Origin of the sequence: Reyranella sp., from assembly GCF_965227665.1 — a bacterium.
Lineage (GTDB): Bacteria > Pseudomonadota > Alphaproteobacteria > Reyranellales > Reyranellaceae > Reyranella.
This window is the reverse complement of the sequence record NZ_OZ245767.1, coordinates 4,398,255-4,418,645: the sequence shown is the minus strand read 5'-3', so window position 1 is coordinate 4,418,645 and position 20,391 is coordinate 4,398,255. Positions and strand designations below refer to the sequence as shown.

The window sequence follows — 20,391 nt, the reverse complement described above, 5'->3', positions numbered from 1 at the left end:
CCCCGGTCCCTTGTCAGTGCGTCAGCGTGGACGCTTGCGCAACGGACGTTTGTGCTGCGCGCGACGCGCCAGCATGTTCAGCCCCTCGATCAGACCCGAGAAGGCCATCGCGGCGTAGATGTAGCCCTTGGGCACGTGCACGCCCATGCCGTCGGCAATCAGCGTCATGCCGATCATCAGCAGGAAGCCCAGCGCCAGCATCACGATGGTCGGATTGTTGCCGATGAACCGCGCCAGCCCATCCGCCGCGGCCAGCATCAGGCAAACCGCCACGACCACGGCGATGACCATGACCGGGATGTCGTCGGTCATCCCCACGGCGGTGATGATGCTGTCGAGCGAGAAGACCAGGTCGAGGATCAGGATCTGGCCGATCACGCCCATGACCGTGACGCGAACGGCCCGCTCGGCCGCCTGCTCCTCGTCTTCGTGCTCGCCGGCCACATGGTCGCGAATCTCGCTGGTCGCCTTGTAGATCAGGAACAGGCCGCCACCGATCAGGATCAGGTCACGCCAGGAAAACCCATGCCCGAACAGTGAAAAGAGCGGCGAGGTGAGTTGGACGATGAAGGCGACGCTGCCCAGCAGGCCAAGGCGCAGGAAAACCGCCAGCCCGATGCCGATGCGCCGGGTCCTGGACCGCTTCTCTTCCGGCAGCTTGTTGGTCAGGATCGAGATGAAGATCAGGTTGTCGATGCCCAGCACGACTTCCATGACGATCAGGGTCGCGAGCGCGGCCCAGGCTTGCGGGTCGCGGGCGAGAACGAGAAGCTCTTCGATCATCCCACTACCATAGGTCATTGCTGGGTCGCGCCAAGAGACCTTTATTTTACGCGGTCGAGCCGGTAAGCCCGGAACCAATGCCTTCCCCCGCCGCCCCGCCGCGGCCCGCCCCCGCCAGTCTCCCGCCTGCCGCCCCCACGATCGCCATCGTGCTGCTGTCGGTCGCCGCCTTCGCGTCGGCCGCCAACATGCGCGTGATCGACCCGTTGCTGGTGCAGCTTTCCGCTTCCTTCGGCGTCACCGTCGGCGCGGCCTCGATCGCGGCCACCGCCTTTCTGTTCGCCAATGGCGTCTTCGTGCTGGTGCACGGCCCGTTCGGCGACCGCTACGGCAAGATGCCGGTGGTGGCCATCGCCTGCATCGGCGCGGCCCTCTGCTGCATGTTGAGCGCCGTCTCGGCGTCGCTGGGCATGCTCACCCTGGCGCGCTTCCTCACGGGCGTGACCGGCTCGGCGATCATCCCGCTCGCCATCGCCTGGGTCGGCGACAATGTGAGCTACGAGAAAAGGCAGGCAACCCTGGCCCGCTTCCTCACCGGCCAGACACTCGGCCTGATGACGGGATCGGCGCTGGGCGGCGCCATCGGCGACTGGCTGGGCTGGCGCTCGGTTTTCTGGGTGCTGGCCGCAATCTACATCCTGGCCGGCGGCGCGCTGTTCGCGGTCATGCGCGCCCGGCCCGACATCGCCCGCCCCGGCGAGCGGGCGGCGGGCTCGATGATCGGCCAGATGGTCCGCGTCATCCGGCGGCCCTGGGCGCTCACGGTGATCCTGGTGGTGGCGCTGGAGGGCGGCGTCTTCTGGGGCGCCTTCACCTTCGTCGGGGCCGACCTGCACCAGCGCTTCGACCTGGGCTTTGCGGCCATCGGGCTGGCGGTCGCGGCCTTCGGCGCCGGCGGCTTCGTCTACGTGATGTTGGCGCCGCACCTGGTGCGCATCCTGGGCGAGCGCGGCCTCTGCACCTGGGGCGGGACAGGGTTGGGCATCGCCTTCGCGGCGATGGCGCTGGCGCCGACCGCCGAGGTCGAGTTCGCCGCCATCGTCCTGTCGGGCGTGTCGTTCTACATGTTCCACAACACGCTGCAGACCAACGGCACCCAGATGGCGCCGGAGGCCCGCGGCGCCGGCATGGCCCTGTTTGCGCTCTGCCTGTTCGTGGGCCAGGCGATCGGCGTGCCCATCGCGGCGCCGATCGTCGACCGCTGGGGCGCGCCGCCCGTCTTCTGGGCGGCGGCCGTCGTGCTGCCGCTGCTGGCCTTCTGGTTCTCCGCCGCGATCGGCCGGCGCGCTCAGTTGACCGGCGAAACCCGGAACTGATAGGGCGCCTCGAGCTCCTTGCACTCCTCGTCGGTCAGCGAGATCTCGGTCGCCTTCGCGGCCGAGGTGAGCTGCTCGAGATCGGTGGCGCCGATGATCGGCGAGCCCATGTAGGGCTTGTGCAGCAGCCAGGCGAGCGCCGCCTGCGCCGGCGTGCAGCCCTTCCCGTGCGCGATCTTCTTCAGCCGCTCGACGATTTCCCAGTCGCAGTCGCGATAGGTGCCGTCCTTGACGACCGTATCGTTCTTCGCCCGTTCGGTCGTGCCGCCGCCTTCCTTGCTGCGGTTGCCCGCCAGGAATCCGCGCGCCAGCGGCGAGTAGGGGATGAGCCCGACACCCTGCTCGTGGCAGAGCCGGTTCATCTCGGGCTCTTCTTCGCGCTGGATCAGGTTGTAGAGGTTCTGCATGGCTATCGGCCGGGCGTAGCCCTTCCAGTCGGCAATCATCACCATCTGCGCGAACTTGTAGGCCGGCATGGTCGAGCCGCCGATGTAGCGGACCTTGCCCGACCGCACGATCTGGTCGAGCGAATACATGGTCTCCTCGATCGGCGTGTGCGGGTCGAGACGGTGGACCTGGTAGAGGTCGATATAGTCGGTCTGCAGGCGCTTCAGCTGGGCGTCGACCGAGGCCATCAGGTGCTTGCGCCCGGTGCCGACGTCGTTCTGGGTCTCGCTCATGCGGATGCCGACCTTGGTCGACAGCACGAAGTCCTCTCGCTTGGCCATCTTCATAAGCGTGGCGCCCATGATCTCCTCGGAGCGGCCGAAATTGTAGGTGTCGGCTGTGTCGAAGAAGGTGATGCCGACGTCCAGCGCGCGCTTGAAGTAGGCCGGCGCCTCGGACTCGTCGAACTTGCCCCATCCGCGCCGGCCCTTGGCGCCCCACGAGTTTCCGCCGAGACAGATCCGGCTGACGATCAGGCCCGAACGGCCGAGCGGTCCATACTTCATCGATACCCCCTCCAAAAAGCTGCGGCACCGGTCGCTTCCGACCGATGCCGCATATCCAAGCTCCGCCTTCGCGCGGGCTCCTAGCCCAGCACTTCCTTGTTCACGCAGTTGGCCGCATTGGGCCTGCCGTCGAACACGCTCAGGATGTTCTCGACGGCCGTCACGGCCATGCGGTCGCTCGCCTCCTTGGTGACGCCCGCCATGTGCGGACTGAAGATCACGTTCTCCAGGGTGAACAGCTTGTTGGCCGGATCCGGCGGCTCCTTGTCGAGCACGTCGAGGCCGGCGCCGCGCAGCTTGCCGGTGCTCAGCGCCTCGTACAGCGCATCCTCGTTCACGATGCCGCCGCGCGCGGTGTTCACCAGGAACGCTTCGGGCTTCATCAGACCCAGCGTCTCCTTGTTGAACAGGTTGATCGTTTCGGGCGCCTTCGGGCAATGGATCGACACGAAGTCGACCTTGGGCAGGATCGCCTTGAGATCGGTGACCTTGGTGGCGCCGGCCTTCTGGATATCGGCCTCGGAGATGTTCGGATCGAGGACGAACACTTCCATGTCGAAGGCGACGCAGCGCTTCACCGTGCGCGAGCCGATACGGCCCATGCCGATGACCAGGATGCTTTTGCCCGAGAGATCGGCCGGCAGGTCGGTGAGGCGCTGCAGCCAGCCCTTCTCACGCACGAACCGGTCGTACTTCTTCACCAGGCGCGCCGAGGCCAGCAGCATGTACATCGCATGCTCGGCCACCGAGACCGAGTTGGCGATGCCGGTCGTCATGAGCGGGATCTTGCGCTTGTTCAGTGCCGGGATCTCCACCGCATCGAAGCCGACGCCGAGACGGGCCACCACCATCATGCCGGGGGCTGCGTCGAGCTCGGCCTGGCGGAACGGGGTCGCGCCCAGGGTCACCGCATTGGCGTCCGCGAGCTTCGAGTGCAGCGACGGCACCGTGTCGTCGGTCAGGATTTCGTAGTCGACGTCGTCGCGTGCCTTCAGGACGGCGATTCCCGCCTCCGGCATGCGGCCGACGATCAGCACTTTCTTGCGATTCTTGCCTGTATTCGGGCCCGTATTCATCGTTTCCCCTGCAGTCTTGCCATTCGGACGGGCGCGATCCTAAGGCCCACCGACGCGGGAAACCAGAGCCTGTAACTAGGGCAGGTAGTTCAGCGGCAGGCGCGTGGTCGACTTGATCTCCTCCATCGCGAACATCGAGGTCACGTCGGACAGTTCGATCTTGGCGATCAGCCGCTTGTAGAAGGCGTCGTAGGCCTCGATGTCGGGCAGCGCGAGGCGGATGAGGTAGTCGATTTCACCACTCATGCGATAGCAGTCCATCACCTCGGGGAACGAGGCGATGGCCTTGGCGAACCGGGTGAGCCACTGGGCGCTGTGCTGGGCGGTGCGCACCGCGACGAAGACGGTGACGCCGGCGTTGACCGCCTTGCGGTTGAGCAGCGCCACGCGCGACCGCACGATGCCCTCTTCCTGCAGGCGGTTGATCCGGCGCCAGCAGGGCGTCGTCGACAGGCCGACGCGCTTTGCAACTTCGGCGAGCGGCATGTCCGAATTGTCCTGCAGGCAATCCAGAATCTTCTTGTCGAAGGAATCGAGTACGAATTTTCCAGCCATCGGCCTTCCTGAGAATGACGTTCTCAAGTTTGGCCGCGCCGGCGCAAAGGTAGCAAGCCGTTTCCTGGCCCGACCGTTAGAATTCGCTGCATGATCCGCCGCTTCACCGAACACCCCGCCACGGTCAACGAGACCTACCTTCAACACATGGGCATGGCCTTCGGGTTCGGCAGCAGAATGCTGATCGGCTCGCTGGCCTGTTTCGTCCACGGGATCTTTCCGTGGCTGTGCCTGACTCGCGGCAGCGACACGGTCCGCACGCTCCATCATCGCATGGTGAGCCATCGCGTGGTGCGTCCGGCAAAGGACGACGCCGTCGTCGTCGCGGCAGAGTAGCTCGAGACAGACGAAGGCGGCGATCTCAAGGCGTCGGGCCGTTCGTCCCGCCGTCAACTGACTCCGCAACCCCTCTCCGCCATGTTACGTTTCCTGAGTGGGGGAGCGAACAGTAGCGGAGGCTCAAATGGAAACACCCGTACGGATCAGCTATCAGGGCGGTACGCCGAGCGAGGCGCTGAACACGCTGATCGGCGAGCATGTCGATACGCTCGAGAAGCTCCACGGTCGGCTGACCTCCTGCCAGGTCATCGTGCAGGTGCCCGACCGGCACCACCGCACGAGCAACCTCTTCAGCGTCAACATCCACATCGCCCTTCCAGGCCATATCGACGTCAACATCGACCACACGTCGCATGACGACGAGCGGTTCGCGGATCCGACCTTCGCCGTGAACGATGCGTTCCGTCGTGCCAAGCGCCAGATCAAGGAGCGGGCGCGCAAGCAGCGTGGCGAGGTCAAGAGCCTGCACGAGCGCGTCGACCGCACGTTGGACCGCGCGGAAGGTTAACGGCGGCGCGGCACGCCTTTTTCGTCGAGTCTTTCTCTCAGGAGAAAGACTCGATCGCCGCCCCAGAAAATCTCGCCATCGAACACGAAGCTCGGCACGCCGAAGATGCCGGAGGCTTCGGCCTCAACGCGCAGTCCGTCGTGCCGGGCGCCGCCTTCGCCTTCGAGAAAGGCGGCGAATCCCGGGGGCGCACCGGCCTGCTCGAGGGCGGCACCGACGGCATCTGTACTTTCAGGGTCGAGATCGCGCCGCCAGAAGCGATCGAAGGCGAGATCGTTGTAGGCGCGGAAGACGCCATGCTGCTGGGCATACAGCATCCCGGCATTGATCGCGCGGGCGTAATAGATCTTCTTCGGGCCCATCAGGGTCAGACCCTGCTTGTTGGCGAACCGTCGCGCGTCCATGTAGGCGTAGCGCACGCGGCGCCAATGATGGGGATCGCGCCGCTCGACAGAGCCCTGGAACGAGGCGATGTCGAGCGTATAGGGCCGCCAGTCGAGGTCGATCTCGTAGTCGGCCTCCAGCGCATAGGCCCACGCCTTGGCCACGAAGGCGTAGGGGCTGACGTAATCGCTCCAGAGGGTGACCGTCGCGCGATCCGTCACAATGCGCCCCGCTCCCGCCTCCACAACCACCAGAACACGCCGCCGACCGCGACGACCATCAACGTGCCGACCAGCAGCAGCATGGCCGAGTCCTGGATCCACGCCACAGCGGGCACCGACAGAGCGAGGAACAGGCCGACCAGGCAGATGCGCCAGACCCGCGCATGGACGCCGGCCACGAAAGTGCCGAGCGCCAGCAGGATCAGCAGCGCGAGGCTGGTGGCATTGTCGTTCACCACGCCGCGCACCTCGGGCAGGAACATCAGCCACATCGCCGCCAGGAAGGCGAGCCAGTGCAGTGCCTGGGTCACGATGAGCCGCAGGTGATCGGCCGTCTTGTCGACCTCCCGCCAACCCGACATCACGCAGGCAAGGCCGTAGATCGGCGCCAGAACCATCCAGTAGGCGTAGGTCGTTGGACCGCGAAATCCCGTGAGGATGACGCCGCCGACCGCCAGGGCCAGCATCGCCACATAGGGGAGTTCGCGAACCAGCCAGTGCCGGCTGGCGCCGTCGCCGGCGGTGCTCAACGCGCGTCCTTCGCCAGCCGCTTCTCGACCACGCGCGCCCACAGGGTCGAGCCCAGGGTGAGCGCCTCGTCGTTGAAGTCGTAGCTGGGATTGTGGACCTCGCAGCCGCCCTCGCCACCGCCATTGCCGATGTTGATGAAGGCGCCCGGCACCTGCTCCAGCATGTAGGAGAAATCCTCGGACGCCATCACGAACGGGCCCTCGCGGTTCATGTTCTCGGGTCCCACGATCTCGGCCGCCACGTCGGCGATGAACTTTACCGCGTCCTTGTCGTTCACCAGCGGCGGGAAGACGACGCGGACGTCAGCCTTGGCGCTGCCGCCCAGGCTCGCGGCGATGCCGCTGGAGATCGTCTCGATACGCTCCTTGATCAGCGCCATCGTCTCCTTGCGGAAGGCGCGGATCGTGCCGCGCAGCACGGCCTCCTGCGGGATCACGTTGTAGGCGTCGCCCGAGTGCATCTGCGTCACCGAGATCACCGCCGAATCGAGCGGCGCCACGTTGCGCGACACGACGCTCTGCAGCGCCGAGATGATCTGCGTCGCGATGATCACCGGGTCGATGCCGGATTCGGGGCGCGCGCCATGCGCGCCCTTGCCGGTGATGTGGATGTCGAACAGGCCGCCACCCGCCATCTGCGGACCCGAGCGGATGGCGAACTTGCCGACGTCGAGCTTCGGCCGGTTGTGCATGCCGAAGATGATCTCGCAGGGAAACTTCTCGAACAGCCCGTCCTTGACCATCGCCTCGGCACCACCACGGCCCTCCTCGGCCGGCTGGAAGATGAGATGCACCGTGCCGTCGAAGTTGCGGGTCGCGGCGAGATACTTGGCGGCGCCCAGCAGCATGGCGGTATGGCCGTCGTGGCCGCAGGCATGCATGCGGCCCTTGTGCGTGCTGCGATGGTCGAAGGTGTTGAGTTCGTCCATCGGCAGCGCGTCCATGTCGGCGCGCAGGCCGATGGCACGCGGATTGTTACCGACGCGGATCGTGCCGACGACGCCGGTCTTGCCGATGCCGGTCGTGACCTCGCAGCCCCACTCCTTGAGCTTCTGGGCCACGATGGTGCTGGTCCGCTCCTCCTCGAAGCCCAACTCCGGATGCGCATGGATGTCGCGCCGGAGGGCGGTCAGCTCGGCGGCGGCGGCGGCGATCAGCGGTTCGATCTTCATGGCGGTCAGGACTCCAAAAGGAAGGCCGTCATTACACGACGAAATTCTGCGCCGTGCACGTTCGGATATGCATGGCCGCCGTCCGGCAGCACATAGGCGCGCGCGCCCGGGATCAGGCGCACCAGCTCCTCGGTGAAATAGAGCGGCGTCACGGTGTCGTCGCGGGCGCAGACGGCCAGGGTGCGCGCCGTCACCTTCTGCAGCTGCTCGCGCCGGTCATGAGCGACGATGGCGGCGATGCGCGACAGGACGATCTCGGGCACGGGAATGGTGTCCAGCGCCTTTGCCTCGGCGGCCACGAGGGCGGCATCGTGATCGCGCACCCAGGCCGGCGAATTGAGCGCCAGCGCGCTCGACTTCAGGTAGGCCGCCGGCCCCAGTTCGCGCAGCATCAGCGAGCGCATCTCGAACAGCCGGCGGAAGAAGGCATCCGTCTTCGCCCAGGTGGCACTCAGCACCAGCCGGTCGATGCGGTGGGGATGCTTGATCGCGAGGATCTGCCCCATCGCCCCGCCGGTCGAGTGACCGCACCAATGGACCTTGTCGTGTCCAAGCCCCTGGATGAGCTGCAATGCGTCGTCGGCCATCTGCCCGACGCTGTAGTCGATCCTCGACAGGCTGCTGCGCGCAGTGCCACGGTGATCGTGCACGACGACGGTGAAATTCTTCGCCAGCTCGGACACGTTGTCGCCCCACCAGCGTCCATCGCCCCCGAGTCCAGCGACGAGAAACAGCGTGGGGCCGCTGCCATGGACCTCGTAGTAGAGTTCCGCGCCGTCGCGCAGCTTGAACAGGGCCATTCCGTCTCCTTGGCGATTTGGTATGTTGTCCCGGGAGGTAAGCGCACCATGAAGCGCCTGTCGATTCTTGCGTTGATCCTGATCGGAGGCTGCGCTCCGAAGGAGCAGCAGTTGACCACCACGATTCCGCGGCCGGCGCCCGACGAGGCGACGCCGACCGGGATCGCCTACCTCTGCGACGGCCGCAAGGAAGTGTCCGTGGTCTACGCCAAGAACCGCGCCTCGGTGACCCTCGGCGACCGGACGTGGCGGCTGGAGTACCAGGGCAGCGCGCCGGGTTTCCGCTACGCCAACACCGCCACCGAATGGTCCGGCCGCGACGATCTCGCCACCTTGCGGGAAACCAGCGGCAATCCGCTCGCCTTCAACTGCCGTCCGACCCGCCGCACGACCTGAGGCGGCGAATCGAACGACTGCCGGCCCACTTCATCAGGGCCATACCGGCATGCCGTCCAGCCCCGCGGTTTCCGGCAGGCCGCACATCAGGTTCGCGTTCTGCACCGCCTGGCCCGCGGCTCCCTTGCCGAGGTTGTCGACGACGCCCATCGCGATCACGAGGTTGCGCTCCGCATCGGCTGCGTAGCTCAAGAGCGCCAGGTTCGAGCCGGTCGCCCACTTGGTCTGCGGCGGCGCGCCGGTGACGCGAACGAACGGCCGTCCGGCATAGAAGCGCCTCGCTGCCTCGAGGCACTGTTCCGTGGTGGCGCTGCCGCGGCAATAGATGGTGGCGAGGACGCCGCGTGTCATCGGCACCAGGTGGGGCGTGAACACCAGCCCGGCGGCACGGCCGCCGCTCAACCGCTCGATCGTCTTCGCCATCTCCGGCATGTGGGTGTGCTTGAGCAGGCCGTAAGGCACCAGGTTTTCGTTGCTCTCGGCGTAGCCGAACCGGCTGTCGGCGCCGCCGCGGCCGGCTCCGGAAATGCCGGTCTTGGCGTCGATCACGATGTTGCCGGGCTCGATCAGCCCGTTGGCCAGCAGCGGTGCCAGCGCCGTCAACGTCGCCGCGGGGAAGCAGCCGGGATTGGCAACGCGGCTCTTACCCTCGAGCTCGGCCGGCCAGACATCGGCCAGGCCGTAGGCCCATCCGTCGACGTAGCGATGGTCTCCGCCGATATCGACGATCTTCACCTCTGTCGGAACGCGCGCCAGCGCGTCGGCCGACATGCCCGTGGGCAGGGAGGCGAACAGCACGTCGAGCTTGGGCAGGCTCTCGGGATCCCACTTCTCGATCGTCAGCCCGGCCAGCCTGGCCGGCAGCCCGGGGAAGCGGTCCACCAACCGGGTGCCCGCGCTGCCCTCGCCTGCGGCGTAGACCAGTTCGAAGGACGGATGGCCCGCGACCAGGCGCAACGCCTCGCCGCCGCCAAAGCCGCTGATTCCAACGATACCGACGCGAATGCTCATGATGGTGTCCTTCTCGAGTACGGGCAAAACAAAACCCCCGGAGCCGGGGGCTGCGGGGGTTCAGGAACGGGCCGGATCGTTTCCGGCGGGTGGCACTTTACGGTGACGCAGTCACCACACCGACGGACGCAGACCGACGCGCAGCACGAACAGCCGCCGCTTGAAGGCAGGGGCGTCGGCGTCGGTCATGAAGGGTTTCGTTCCTGAGCATGTCAGTCGACACTGTCTTCACGCACGGTGAGCGTCAAGCGGAATGTCCGCCGGCCGCTATTTCAGCCAGAGCTTGATCGCGTAGCCGACCAGCGCCGTGACGCCGACACCGGCGGCCCACAGGCCGACGAACCACAGCCACTGACGGGGACCCGGCATCTCAGTGATAGCCCTCGTGGCCGGTCTTGCCGCGGAACACCCAGTAGGAATAGCCGGTATAGGCCAGGATGATCGGGACCATGACCAGCACGCCGGGCAGCATGAAGGCCAGGCTGTCGTGCGGCGCTGCTGCATCCCAGATCGATACCGAAGGCGGCACCACGAACGGATAGAGGCTGACGCCGAGGCCCGCGAGTCCGAGGCCGAACAGCGCGAGCGCCATCAGGAACGGCGTGTAATGGTGACCGCGCCGCAGGCTCCAGAACAACACGAAGGTGACGATCGCCACCAGCAGCGGCACCTGGGCGGTGAACAGGACCTGCGGCCAGGCGAACCAACGCATCCAGTAGGCGTCGCGCAGGAAGGGTGTCGAGGCACTCACCGCCGCCATCGCCACGATCGTCGCGATGCCGAGGCGGAAGGCCAGCCGGTGGCAACGCTCCTGAAGCGAGCCCTCGCTCTTCATCACCAGCCAGGTCGAGCCCAGCAGCGCATAGCCGCAGACGAGGCTCACGCCCACGAGCAGGCTGAACGGAGTCAGCCAGTCGAACCAGCCGCCGGCATAGGTGCGGTTCTGGACGGCGATGCCCTGCAGCAGGGCGCCCAGGGTGATGCCCTGCGCCAGCGCCGCCACGATCGAGCCGCCGGTGAAGGCCACGTCCCACAACGGGCGATGACGCGGGTCGCGCCAGCGGAATTCGAAGGCCACGCCACGGAAAACCAGCGCCAGCAGCATCGCGATGATCGGCGCGTAGAGTGCGGAGAGGATCATGCCGTAGGCCAGCGGGAAGGCGGCCAGCAGGCCGCCGCCGCCCAGCACCAGCCACGTCTCGTTGCCGTCCCACACCGGCGCCACCGAATTGATCGCGCTGTCGCGCTCGCGCCCGACCGGAAGGAACGGGAACAGGATGCCCACGCCCAGGTCGAACCCGTCCATCACGACATAGGCCAGGATGGCGAAGGCGATGATGAAGGCGAAGAACATCGGAAGGTCGAACGGCATGATCAGGCCTCCTTGCCGGTCGCGAGCGATTCGGCCACCGCCGGGGCGGGCGTGATGCCCGCGGCCCGCACCGGCTGATCGCGTCGCGGCCCCTCCTCGCCGAGATGCGGCGGATGGGACATGAGCTTCAGGATGTAGTAGGTGCCGGCGCCGAAGGCGAAGAAGTAGACGACGACGAAGGCGAGCAGCGACGCCCCGACGGCCGGCGCGTCTAGCGCGGAGGCCGAATCGACCGTGCGCAACAGACCGTAGACCGTATAGGGCTGGCGACCGACTTCCGTCGTCACCCATCCCGCGATCACCGCGACGAAGCCCGCCGGTCCCATCGCCAGCGCGAAGCGATGCAGCAGCGGCCAGTCGTAGAGGCGCTTGCGCACGCGCGCGAGCAGGCTGAAGGCCGCCAGGGCCAGCATCAGCATGCCCATGCCGACCATGATCCGGAACGACCAGAACACGACGGGCACCGGCGGCCAGTCCTTGCGGTCGACCGTGTCGAGCCCCTTCAGCGGCGCATCCCATGAGTGCTTCAGGATCAGCGACGAGGCCTTGGGAATCTCGATGGCGAACAGGTTCTTGCCCGCGGCTTCATCCGGCCAGCCGAACAGCACCAGCGGCGCGCCGTGGGGATGGCTCTGGAAGTGGCCTTCCATGGCCATGACCTTGACCGGCTGGTGCTCCAGCGTGTTCAACCCGTGCTGGTCGCCGGCCAGGATCTGAAGCGGCGCCACCACGGTGATCATGCCCATCGCCATCGAGAACATGACGCGTGCGCCCTGGTTTCCGCCCTTTTCGGCAGGCTTGGCGCGCAGCAGATGCCACGCGCCGACCGCACCGACGACCAGCGCCGTGGTCAGATAGGCGCCGAACACCGTGTGCACGAGCCGATAGGGGAAGGACGGGTTGAAGACGATCGCCCACCAGTCGGCCGGCACGAACTGGCCGCCCGCATTGATCGCGTAGCCGGCCGGCGTCTGCATCCAGCTGTTGGCCGAGAGGATCCAGAAGGCCGAGAAGAATGTGCCCACCGCAACGGCGAGGGTCGCCGCGAAATGCAGTCCCCTGCCCACGCGGTTCATGCCGAACAGCATGACGCCCAGGAACCCTGCCTCGAGGAAGAAGGCGGTCAGCACCTCATAGGCCATCAGCGGGCCGACGATCGGCCCCGCTTTGTCGGAGAAGACCGACCAGTTGGTGCCGAACTGGTAGGACATCACGATGCCCGAGACGACGCCCATGCCGAAGGCGAGGGCGAAGATCTTCAGCCAGTACTTGAAGAGGTCGAGATAGACCTGTCGTCCGGTCCACAGCCACAGCCCCTCGAGCACGGCAAGGTAGCTTGCCAGGCCGATCGAGAAGGACGGGAAGATGAAGTGGAACGAGACGGTGAAGGCGAATTGCAGTCTCGCGAGGAAGATGGCGTCCAGTCCCTCGAACATCACGTTCTCCCTAGACGATGCGCGACGCGTAAGCGGGCGACTTCAAAGCGATGACCAGTACGTCCAGCGCCGCCACGAGGTCCGCGCGGCTGCGCGCCGCGCCCAGCGCGATGCGAATCGCATGCTCCGGCTCCCCATCGACGCTGAAACTGTCGCTCGTGACCACGGCCAGCCCCTGTCGCTGGACGTGCGCGGCAAACTCCGCGCGGGTCCACGTCGCCGGCAGTCTCAGCCACACGTGAAGTCCCCTGGCGTTGGCGGCGTAGCTCTGGCCCGATAGGGCCTTGATCGCCAGAGCCTGTCTTGCCGCAGCCTCTGCCGCGACGGCCGACACGATCGCGTCGGCGCTGCCGTCGGCGAACCAGCGCGAGGCCAGCGCGACCATCAGCGGCGCCGGCATCTGCGATACGGTGCGCAAGGCATTGGCAATCCCCGACGCGGCGGCCCGATCGGGCGCCAGAACATGGGCGACGCGCAAACCGGGGGCCATGCATTTCGACAGCGTCATCGCGAGATAACTGCGCTCGGGGATGAGCGTCGAAATCGGCAGGGCCTTCGGTTCGAAATTTCCATAGGCGTCGTCCTCGATCAGCATCAGATCGTGACGGCGAATGGCCACCGCAAGCTCTTCGCGACGTTGTGACCCGATCGTCGCGGTCGTCGGATTGTGAATCGTCGGCAGGAGATAGACCGCCCTGGGTGCGTGCAGGCGACAGGCCTCGGCAAGCGCCTCGGGATTCATGCCCTCGCCATCCGACGCCACACCGACGAGGCGCACGCCGAGCGATGCAGCGGCCGACCTGAAGCCCGGATAGGTCAGCCGGTCGGTGAGGACGACATCGCCCGGCCGCGTCACCGCCAGCAGCAGCGCCATCAGGGCGCTCTGCGTACCGGGCGAGATGACGAGCCGGTCCGCCTCGATCGTGGGCACGCGCCGCCGCAGCCAATCGGCCGCGATACCGCGGTCCACCGCACTCCCACCCGCCTGCTGGTAGCTCAGGAGATCGGAGAAGCCATGGTCGCGCTGCAGGGCGGCCAGCCCCCTCATGATGCGGCCTTCGAGGTCGGCCTCGATGGGCGATGGCGGCAGGTTCATCGACAGGTCGACGTCGATGCCGGCGGCGGCCCGGGTGGCCGGGCGCATGCGGTTTTCCGCAACGAACGTACCCTGCCCCACCCGCGCATCCGTCAGGCCGCGGCGGCGCGCCTCGTTGTAGGCCCGCGTCACGGTCGTGAGGTCGACGTTCAGGAAACTCGCCAGGGCGCGATGGGTCGGCAGCCGTTGCCCGCGATGCAGGCGGCCGGAGACGATGTCGCGCTCCAGCGCCTCGACGATGCCTTCATAGACCGGCCCGCCGGTATCGAGTGTAGGGCTCCAATCCATACAATATAGCTCCTTGTCCTTGAATGTATGGCTATCCGTATGGATATACAAGCTCACAATCGATGGAGGACATCATGGCTGGGAAGGGCGGGCTTTATCTTCTGCGGGGCATGCTGGGTCGCTGCCCGGCCTGTGGCGAGGGCAAGCTTTTCCGGGCCTTCGTGAAGGTCGCCGACCGCTGCCCGGCCTGCGGCGAGGATCTGCACCATCACCGCGCCGACGACTTTCCGGCCTATCTGACGATCTTCCTGGTCGGCCATCTGGTCGTGCCGATCGCCATGTACGTGGAGATCGTCTACCAGCCGTCCTACTGGCTCCATACGTTCCTATGGGCGCCCATGGTGATCATCCTGTCGATCGGCCTGCTTCAGCCGATAAAAGGTCTGATCGTCGCCTTGCAATGGCACATGGGCATGCACGGCTTCGCCGCCGCGAAGCAGGCGCGGGCCGAGCCCTGTTAGCCGCCCGCTTAACCGAATAAGTCGAAGACTTCGCCGATCGCCGTCCGATCCAGGCCGGCGCGCAGGCAGGCCTGCAGCAGCACCCTGGCCTTCAGCGGGTTGAGGCGGCCGCCCCAGATGAGCCCGGCCTTGCGCAGGGCGATTTCCGAGCTCGGGCCACCGTAGGTCTGACGCAGCAGCGGCCCACCACCGGCGCGCGGTGATACGACCGTCGGGATGATTTCGGCCAGTTGTCCCACCAGCGAGGCGACGCGTTCGGGAACGTGCCCGCCGCCCATCGCGCCCACGACGACGCCGCGATAGCCGAGCTGGTCGCGATGGTCGACCATCACCTCCAGAATGTAGCCAGGCTCGTCCAGTCCCAGCCACAGCAGCGCCACCGGCTGCTCCCGCCCCTCGCCCGCCGCTCCCAACCGCTTGCGCGCCGCTTCGATCGGCGCGCGCACCGGCAGCGACAGCGGCACGACCCTCTCCTCGACCAGCGCCGCCAGAGGGCCGGTCTGCGGCGACGCGAAGGCGTTGAGGCGGGTCGGATGGATCTTCAGCACGTCGGCCGCGGCGTAGATCTCGTCCAGCATCACCACGACGACACCGAGCGCCTTCGCATGCTGCTTCACCCAAGGGTCACAGGCGACACGCACGGCCGCGAGAAGATTGCCCGGACCGTCCGGCGAGGTGAGTGCCGGATTGCGCATCGCCGCCGTCACGATGACCGGGATGTCGCGCTCGACCAGCAGGTCGAGCAGGAAGCTCGTCTCCTCGAGCGTGTCGGTGCCTTGCGTCACCACCACGCCGTCGACATCGAGACTCATGATCTTCTGCGCGAGGGCATGGATCTGGTCGAAGGACAGCGAATGGCTGCCGACCCGCGACACGGTCTCGGCGCGAATGTCGGCCAGCCCGGCCAGCAGCGGCACCGCAGCGACGAGATCGTCGGCGCCCAGGCCCATCTGCATCGCACCCGAGGCATCCGGTGCCGTCGCGATGGTGCCACCGAGGGCCAGGATCTGGATACGCGGAAGAGTCATGACAGGAGCCTCAGGGAACGAAAGAAACGCTCGGCCTCCGGCGCGCGTAGCGCGTCGGCCGGTCCGAGATAGCCGAGAGAGACGTATTGCCGGCCCTTCAGCACGACGAGTTGCCGCAGTGCATTGCCGCCGGCCAGCGGCCCGGTCGATTCGACGGCCGGCGCCCCCTGCACCGTCTTCCAGTCGACGCTGGTCCATTTGCCGCCGGCCAGGCGCTGCGCGCGATCGTCGAGGGCCGATTGCAGGTTGAGCCTGGGTTGGCGCACGTCGACGTCGGCGGGATAGAGCGCGCTCTGCGCCACGAACGACAGGCGCCGATATTCGAGACTGTAGGAGTGATAGACGAACGGCGTGCCGCCCGGCGAGGCCGTGTCGAGCACCTTATAGACCGGTGCGCCCGGCATCTCGACGAAGAAGGATTTGTCGGCTCCCTCGACCGGAAACCACGATACCGACTGCGCCGCGGCATCCGCCGCGAACAAGACCGCGGGCAGGGCGAGGAACGAGCGTCGAGAGGCGCTCATTCGGCAGCCTGCGCGCGGCCGAATTTCTCGCGTGCTTCCGCCGCGCTGTAGTAGCCGCGCGCCACATCGCGGGCGATCGCCTCGCCGCTGCGCTTCGCGGGGTCGCCGAAGCCGCCGCCTCCGGGTGTCGAGACGCGCACCACGTCGCCGACGCCGATCTCGATGTCCTGGTCCTTCGAAATGTGCGGCGGGTGATAGGCCTTGCCGCCCTGGTCGATCTGCACCGTGTTGGTGCCGCCGGCGCTGCCGCCCATCACGCCCTGCGGGCCGGTGCGGCCATGATCCATCACCATCGAGACCCGCGCCTCGCCGCGCCGCAGCTTGATGGCGTAATTGATGCCGAAGCCGCCGCGGAACTCGCCAGCGCCGCCCGAGCCCTCGCGCAGGGAGAACTCCTCGAACAGCACGGGATAGAACTGCTCCAGCACTTCGACCGGCGGCATCTTGGAAATGCCGATGGTCGAGCAGCCGTTGCTCAAGCCATCGCCGCCCTGGAAGCCGCCGTAACCGCCGCCGGTGAAGAGATACATGATGTAATTGCGCTTGCGCTCCGGATCGTAGCCGCCGATCCCCAGATTGCCGGAGGTTCCGGCGGGGGCGGCGAACAGCAGGTCGGGAATGGCCTTGGTGAGCGCCGCGAACACCGCCTCGGCGATACGCTGGCTCACCTCGGCCGCGCAGCCCGATACCGGCCGCGGATACTTGGCGTACAGGAACGTGCCCTCGGGCTCGACGATGCGCAGCGGCTCGAAGGTGCCCGCATTGATCGGCACGTCGGGAAAGACGTGCTTCACCGCGAGATAGATCGCGGACTTGGTCGTGGCGATCACGCTGTTCATCGGACCGCGGCAGGGCGGGCTCGATCCGGTCATATCGAAGGTGAGCTCGTCGCCCTTCTTCGTGATCTTCATCTTGATCGTGAGCGGCTCGTCGACGACGCCGTCGCTGTCGACCTGCGAGGTGCCTTCATAGACGCCGTCGGGAATGTCGGCGATCTTGGCGCGCATCTGCCGTTCGGCCCGGTGACGCATCTCCGCGATCGCCGCGCGCACAACGTCGGCGCCGTAGCGGTCGATCAGCTCGGTGAGCCGCACCTCGCCCGTGGCGAGCGCGGCGGCCTGGGCCTTGATGTCGCCGATGCGCTGATCGGCGATGCGGATGTTGGACATGATGATGGACAGGATCTCCTGGTCCATCTCGCCCTTCTTGAAGAATTTCACCGGCGGCAGGCGCAGCCCCTCCTGCTCGACCTCGGTCGCGCTGGCGGAGAAGCCGCCCGGCACCATGCCGCCGACATCCGGCCAGTGTCCGGTGTTGGCCAGCCAGGCGAACAGCTCGCCCTTGTAGAAGAACGGCTTCACGAACCGCACGTCCATCAGATGCGTGCCGCCGAGATAGGGGTCGTTGACGATGAACACGTCGCCCGGATCGACCTTGCCGGCATAGTGCGTCTTCACGCGCTCGATCACGGCGCGGGTGGAAAACTGCATGGTGCCGACGAACACCGGCAGGCCCAGCTCCCCCTGGGCGATCAGCGAGCCGTCGACCGTGTCGTAGATGCCGTCGGAGCGGTCCATGCCCTCCGAGATCACCGGCGAGAAGGCCGCACGCACGAACGCCAGGTCCATCTCGTTGCAGACCTGGACCAAGCCGTTCTGGATGACTGTCAATGTGACGGGATCGAGGTTCGACATGTCCGAATCACTAGCACAGCCCATGCCTCCCTGCGCTATGATGCCGTTCAAATCTCCCACTTTTCGAAGCGGAATCCCCATGAACGCGCCTCTCGATGCGGACAATCTCGATTTGCTGAAATTCGGCGTCGGCCAGCCGGTGCCGCGTCAGGAGGACCCGACGCTCCTGAAAGGCCAGGGCCGCTACACCGACGACATCAACCTCCCCGGCCAGGCCTATGCGGTGATGGTCCGCAGCCAGGTGGCGCACGGTCTCCTGAAAGGCATCGACGCCGAGGAAGCGCGCGGCATGCCGGGCGTCCTCGGGATCTGGACCGGCGCCGACCTCAATGCGGCCGGCTACGGCGCGCTGAAGACGGTGATGATGGTGCCCAACCGCGACGGCTCGCAGATGAAGACGCCGACGCGCTATTCGCTCGCCACCGACAAGGTGCGCTTCGTCGGCGATCCGGTGGCCTTCGTCGTCGCCGAGACCCAGGCCCAGGCGCGCGACGCCGCGGAAGCGGTCATGGTCGACATCGAGGCGCTGCCCGCCGTGACCGAGGCGCGCGCGGCCGCCCAGCCCGGCGCGCCGACCGTGTTCGACGACGCACCGGACAATGTCTGCGCCGACTTCCAGTTCGGCGACAGCGCCAAGGTCGAGGAGGCCTTCGCCAGGGCCGCCCACGTGACGAAGCTCCACATCGTCAGCAACCGCATCGTCGTCTGCGCCATGGAGCCGCGCACGGCGATCGGCCACTACGACAAGGAGACCGATCGCTCGACCCTCTATGCCGGCTGCCAGGGCGTGTTCGGCCTGAAGAACCAGATGGCCGCCCTGCTGGGTATCAAGCCCGAGCAGATGCGGGTGGTCACCGGCAATGTCGGCGGCTCGTTCGGCATGAAGGGCTCGCCCTATCCCGAATATGCCGGCCTCTTCCATGCCTCGAAGATCCTCGGCCGTCCGGTGAAGTGGACCGACGACCGGTCCGGCAGCTTCCTCAGCGACCAGCACGGCCGCGACCATGACTTCGATGCCGAGCTGGCCCTCGACAAGGACGGCACCTTTCTCGCCGTGCGTCTCAAGGGCTACGCCAATGTCGGCGCCTATCTCTCGAACGTCGGCGCGGCCATGGGCGCGCTGGGCGTCTCGCGCAATCTCGCCGCAGTCTACCGTACGCCGCTGATCGAGGTGCAGACCAAGGTCGCCTTCACCCACACCTCGCCGATCGGCGCCTATCGCGGTGCCGGCCGGCCCGAGGCGAACTACTTCATGGAACGCCTGATCACCACCGCCGCGCGCGAGATGGGCATCGACCAGGTCGAGATGCGCCGCCGCAATCACATCAAGCCCGAGGAGATGCCCTACAAGACCGCGTCGGGCACCACCTACGACAGCGGCGAGTTCACCGTGCTGCTCGACAAGGCCCTGGAGCTGGCCGACGTCTCGGGCTTCGAGGCGCGCAGGCAGGAGAGCGCCCGCCGCGGCAAGCTGCGCGGGCTGGGCATCGGCGACTATCTCGAGGTGACGGCGCCGCCCATGAACGAGATGGGCGGTCTGCGCTTCGAGGAGAATGGCGACGTCACGATCATCACCGGCACGCTGGACTACGGCCAGGGCCACTGGTCGGCATTCGCGCAGGTGCTGACGACCAAGCTCGGCATCCCGTTCCACCGCATCAAGCTGAAGCAGGGCGACAGCGACCTGCTGATCGCCGGCGGCGGCACCGGCGGATCGAAGTCGATCATGGCCTCGGGCGCAGCCATCATGGAAGCGTCCGACAAGGTGATCGAAAAGGGCAAGGAGATCGCGGGCGTCGCGCTCGAAGCCTCCGCCGCCGACATCGAGTTCAAGCTCGGCCGCTTCGAGATCGTCGGCACCGACCGCGGCATCGGCATCCTGGAGCTGGCGAGCAAACTGCGCAGCGGCATGAAGCTGCCGGAGGGCGTGCCGACCACGCTCGACGTCAGCCACGTCCACGAAGCCGCGCCGTCGGCCTATCCCAACGGCACCCATGTGGCGGAGGTCGAGATCGATCCCGATACCGGCCATGTCGAGGTCGTGAAGTACACGATGGTCGGCGACTTCGGGACGGTGATCAATCCGCTGCTGGTCGAAGGCCAGAGCCATGGTGGCGTGGTCCAGGGCATCAGCCAGGCGATCTTCGAGCATGTCGTCTACAGCGAGGAAGGCCAGCCGCTGACCGGCAGCTTCACCGACTATGCGATCCCGCGGGCGGGCGACGCCCCGTCCTTCAAGATCGACTATCACTCGGTGCCGGCGAAGACGAACGTGCTGGGCGCCAAGGGCTGCGGCGAGGCCGGCTGCGCCGGTTCCCTGCCTTCGGTGATGAACGCCATCTCCGACGCGCTGGGCGGCAAGCACATCAACATGCCGGCGACGCCGGAACGGGTGTGGGCGGCGCTGAACGGCTGACCGGCGCGACGTTAGCGGCCCGTTGGAGAGAT

21 protein-coding genes are annotated in these 20,391 nt (G+C 66.8%); 6 read left to right on the top strand and 15 right to left on the bottom strand.

Annotation, left to right across the window (positions count from 1 at the left end; genetic code table 11):
• Positions 1-21: 21 nt before the first annotated feature.
• Positions 22-780 carry a TerC family protein gene (locus tag ACO07I_RS21375; RefSeq protein WP_422018342.1) on the bottom strand — a complete coding sequence of 253 codons (759 nt, stop codon included), beginning with the start codon at positions 778-780 and terminating at the stop codon, positions 22-24.
• Positions 781-860: 80 nt separating this feature from the next.
• On the opposite strand from ACO07I_RS21375, the gene ACO07I_RS21370 reads away from it, so the two are divergent.
• A complete protein-coding gene (locus tag ACO07I_RS21370) occupies positions 861-2,099 on the top strand; it encodes an MFS transporter (protein WP_422010894.1) in 1,239 nt (412 codons plus the stop codon).
• Here the strand turns inward: ACO07I_RS21370 and ACO07I_RS21365 are convergent.
• The 3 genes from ACO07I_RS21365 to ACO07I_RS21355 all read right to left on the bottom strand — a co-directional run bounded on the left by ACO07I_RS21365 (position 2,072) and on the right by ACO07I_RS21355 (position 4,683).
• Positions 2,072-3,052, bottom strand: a complete 981-nt coding sequence (locus ACO07I_RS21365) for an aldo/keto reductase (protein WP_422010892.1) — start codon at positions 3,050-3,052, stop codon at positions 2,072-2,074. The genes ACO07I_RS21370 and ACO07I_RS21365 overlap by 28 nt on opposite strands.
• 80 nt (positions 3,053-3,132) lie before the next feature.
• Complete coding sequence (locus ACO07I_RS21360; RefSeq protein WP_422010890.1) at positions 3,133-4,128, bottom strand: hydroxyacid dehydrogenase; 996 nt, start codon at positions 4,126-4,128, stop codon at positions 3,133-3,135.
• 75 nt (positions 4,129-4,203) lie between these two features.
• Positions 4,204-4,683 (bottom strand): Lrp/AsnC family transcriptional regulator, encoded by a 480-nt coding sequence (locus tag ACO07I_RS21355; RefSeq protein ID WP_298309592.1) that lies wholly within the window; start codon positions 4,681-4,683, stop codon positions 4,204-4,206.
• 90 nt (positions 4,684-4,773) lie between these two features.
• On the opposite strand from ACO07I_RS21355, the gene ACO07I_RS21350 reads away from it, so the two are divergent.
• Together ACO07I_RS21350 and ACO07I_RS21345 are read left to right on the top strand one after the other, a co-directional pair.
• Positions 4,774-5,019 (top strand): DUF6356 family protein, encoded by a 246-nt coding sequence (locus ACO07I_RS21350; protein ID WP_422010887.1) that lies wholly within the window; start codon positions 4,774-4,776, stop codon positions 5,017-5,019.
• A gap of 127 nt (positions 5,020-5,146) precedes the next feature.
• Positions 5,147-5,530, top strand: coding sequence for an HPF/RaiA family ribosome-associated protein (locus ACO07I_RS21345; RefSeq protein WP_422010885.1), 384 nt, complete (start codon positions 5,147-5,149; stop codon positions 5,528-5,530).
• On the opposite strand, the gene ACO07I_RS21340 is transcribed toward ACO07I_RS21345, so the two are convergent.
• From ACO07I_RS21340 to ACO07I_RS21325, 4 genes are read right to left on the bottom strand one after another with little or no spacing between them, the layout of a single operon-like run.
• Positions 5,527-6,135 carry a DsbA family protein gene (locus tag ACO07I_RS21340; protein ID WP_422010883.1) on the bottom strand — a complete coding sequence of 203 codons (609 nt, stop codon included), beginning with the start codon at positions 6,133-6,135 and terminating at the stop codon, positions 5,527-5,529. The two genes, ACO07I_RS21345 and ACO07I_RS21340, sit on opposite strands and share 4 nt — an antisense overlap.
• The gene (locus ACO07I_RS21335) at positions 6,132-6,665 is read right to left on the bottom strand and encodes a hypothetical protein (protein ID WP_422010881.1); all 534 of its coding nucleotides are present in this window, start codon (positions 6,663-6,665) and stop codon (positions 6,132-6,134) included. Before ACO07I_RS21335 ends, ACO07I_RS21340 begins: the two co-directional genes overlap by 4 nt.
• Entirely contained in the window at positions 6,662-7,837 is a 1,176-nt protein-coding gene (locus ACO07I_RS21330; protein ID WP_422010879.1) for a M20 aminoacylase family protein, read from the bottom strand. Before ACO07I_RS21330 ends, ACO07I_RS21335 begins: the two co-directional genes overlap by 4 nt.
• 5 nt (positions 7,838-7,842) lie before the next feature.
• Positions 7,843-8,637 carry an alpha/beta fold hydrolase gene (locus ACO07I_RS21325; protein ID WP_422010877.1) on the bottom strand — a complete coding sequence of 265 codons (795 nt, stop codon included), beginning with the start codon at positions 8,635-8,637 and terminating at the stop codon, positions 7,843-7,845.
• 48 nt (positions 8,638-8,685) lie between these two features.
• On the opposite strand from ACO07I_RS21325, the gene ACO07I_RS21320 reads away from it, so the two are divergent.
• Complete coding sequence (locus ACO07I_RS21320; protein ID WP_422010875.1) at positions 8,686-9,033, top strand: MliC family protein; 348 nt, start codon at positions 8,686-8,688, stop codon at positions 9,031-9,033.
• A gap of 33 nt (positions 9,034-9,066) precedes the next feature.
• On the opposite strand, the gene argC is transcribed toward ACO07I_RS21320, so the two are convergent.
• From argC to ACO07I_RS21300, 4 genes are all read right to left on the bottom strand, one after another.
• The gene (gene argC / locus ACO07I_RS21315) at positions 9,067-10,044 is read right to left on the bottom strand and encodes an N-acetyl-gamma-glutamyl-phosphate reductase (protein ID WP_422010873.1); all 978 of its coding nucleotides are present in this window, start codon (positions 10,042-10,044) and stop codon (positions 9,067-9,069) included.
• Positions 10,045-10,414: 370 nt separating this feature from the next.
• On the bottom strand, positions 10,415-11,422 hold the full coding sequence (cydB, locus tag ACO07I_RS21310) for a cytochrome d ubiquinol oxidase subunit II (RefSeq protein WP_422018340.1): 1,008 nt from the start codon (positions 11,420-11,422) through the stop codon (positions 10,415-10,417).
• Positions 11,419-12,852 carry a cytochrome ubiquinol oxidase subunit I gene (locus ACO07I_RS21305; protein ID WP_422010871.1) on the bottom strand — a complete coding sequence of 478 codons (1,434 nt, stop codon included), beginning with the start codon at positions 12,850-12,852 and terminating at the stop codon, positions 11,419-11,421. Before ACO07I_RS21305 ends, cydB begins: the two co-directional genes overlap by 4 nt.
• 10 nt (positions 12,853-12,862) lie before the next feature.
• Positions 12,863-14,236, bottom strand: coding sequence for a PLP-dependent aminotransferase family protein (locus ACO07I_RS21300; protein WP_422010869.1), 1,374 nt, complete (start codon positions 14,234-14,236; stop codon positions 12,863-12,865).
• 74 nt (positions 14,237-14,310) lie between these two features.
• Between ACO07I_RS21300 and ACO07I_RS21295 the strand changes: the two genes are divergently transcribed.
• Positions 14,311-14,697 carry a DUF983 domain-containing protein gene (locus tag ACO07I_RS21295; protein ID WP_298309581.1) on the top strand — a complete coding sequence of 129 codons (387 nt, stop codon included), beginning with the start codon at positions 14,311-14,313 and terminating at the stop codon, positions 14,695-14,697.
• An 8-nt stretch (positions 14,698-14,705) separates the two neighbouring features.
• Here ACO07I_RS21295 and ACO07I_RS21290 read toward each other — a convergent pair whose 3' ends face one another.
• Genes ACO07I_RS21290 through ACO07I_RS21280 form a run of 3 tightly spaced genes read right to left on the bottom strand, consistent with a single transcriptional unit; the run spans position 14,706 to position 17,943 of the window.
• Entirely contained in the window at positions 14,706-15,725 is a 1,020-nt protein-coding gene (locus ACO07I_RS21290) for an asparaginase (protein WP_422010866.1), read from the bottom strand.
• Positions 15,722-16,249 carry a hypothetical protein gene (locus ACO07I_RS21285; protein ID WP_422010864.1) on the bottom strand — a complete coding sequence of 176 codons (528 nt, stop codon included), beginning with the start codon at positions 16,247-16,249 and terminating at the stop codon, positions 15,722-15,724. The genes ACO07I_RS21290 and ACO07I_RS21285 overlap by 4 nt, the downstream gene beginning before the upstream one ends.
• Positions 16,246-17,943, bottom strand: coding sequence for a hydantoinase B/oxoprolinase family protein (locus tag ACO07I_RS21280; RefSeq protein ID WP_422010862.1), 1,698 nt, complete (start codon positions 17,941-17,943; stop codon positions 16,246-16,248). Before ACO07I_RS21280 ends, ACO07I_RS21285 begins: the two co-directional genes overlap by 4 nt.
• A 79-nt stretch (positions 17,944-18,022) precedes the next feature.
• On the opposite strand from ACO07I_RS21280, the gene ACO07I_RS21275 reads away from it, so the two are divergent.
• A complete protein-coding gene (locus ACO07I_RS21275; protein ID WP_422010860.1) occupies positions 18,023-20,359 on the top strand; it encodes a xanthine dehydrogenase family protein molybdopterin-binding subunit in 2,337 nt (778 codons plus the stop codon).
• Positions 20,360-20,391 lie beyond the last annotated feature (32 nt).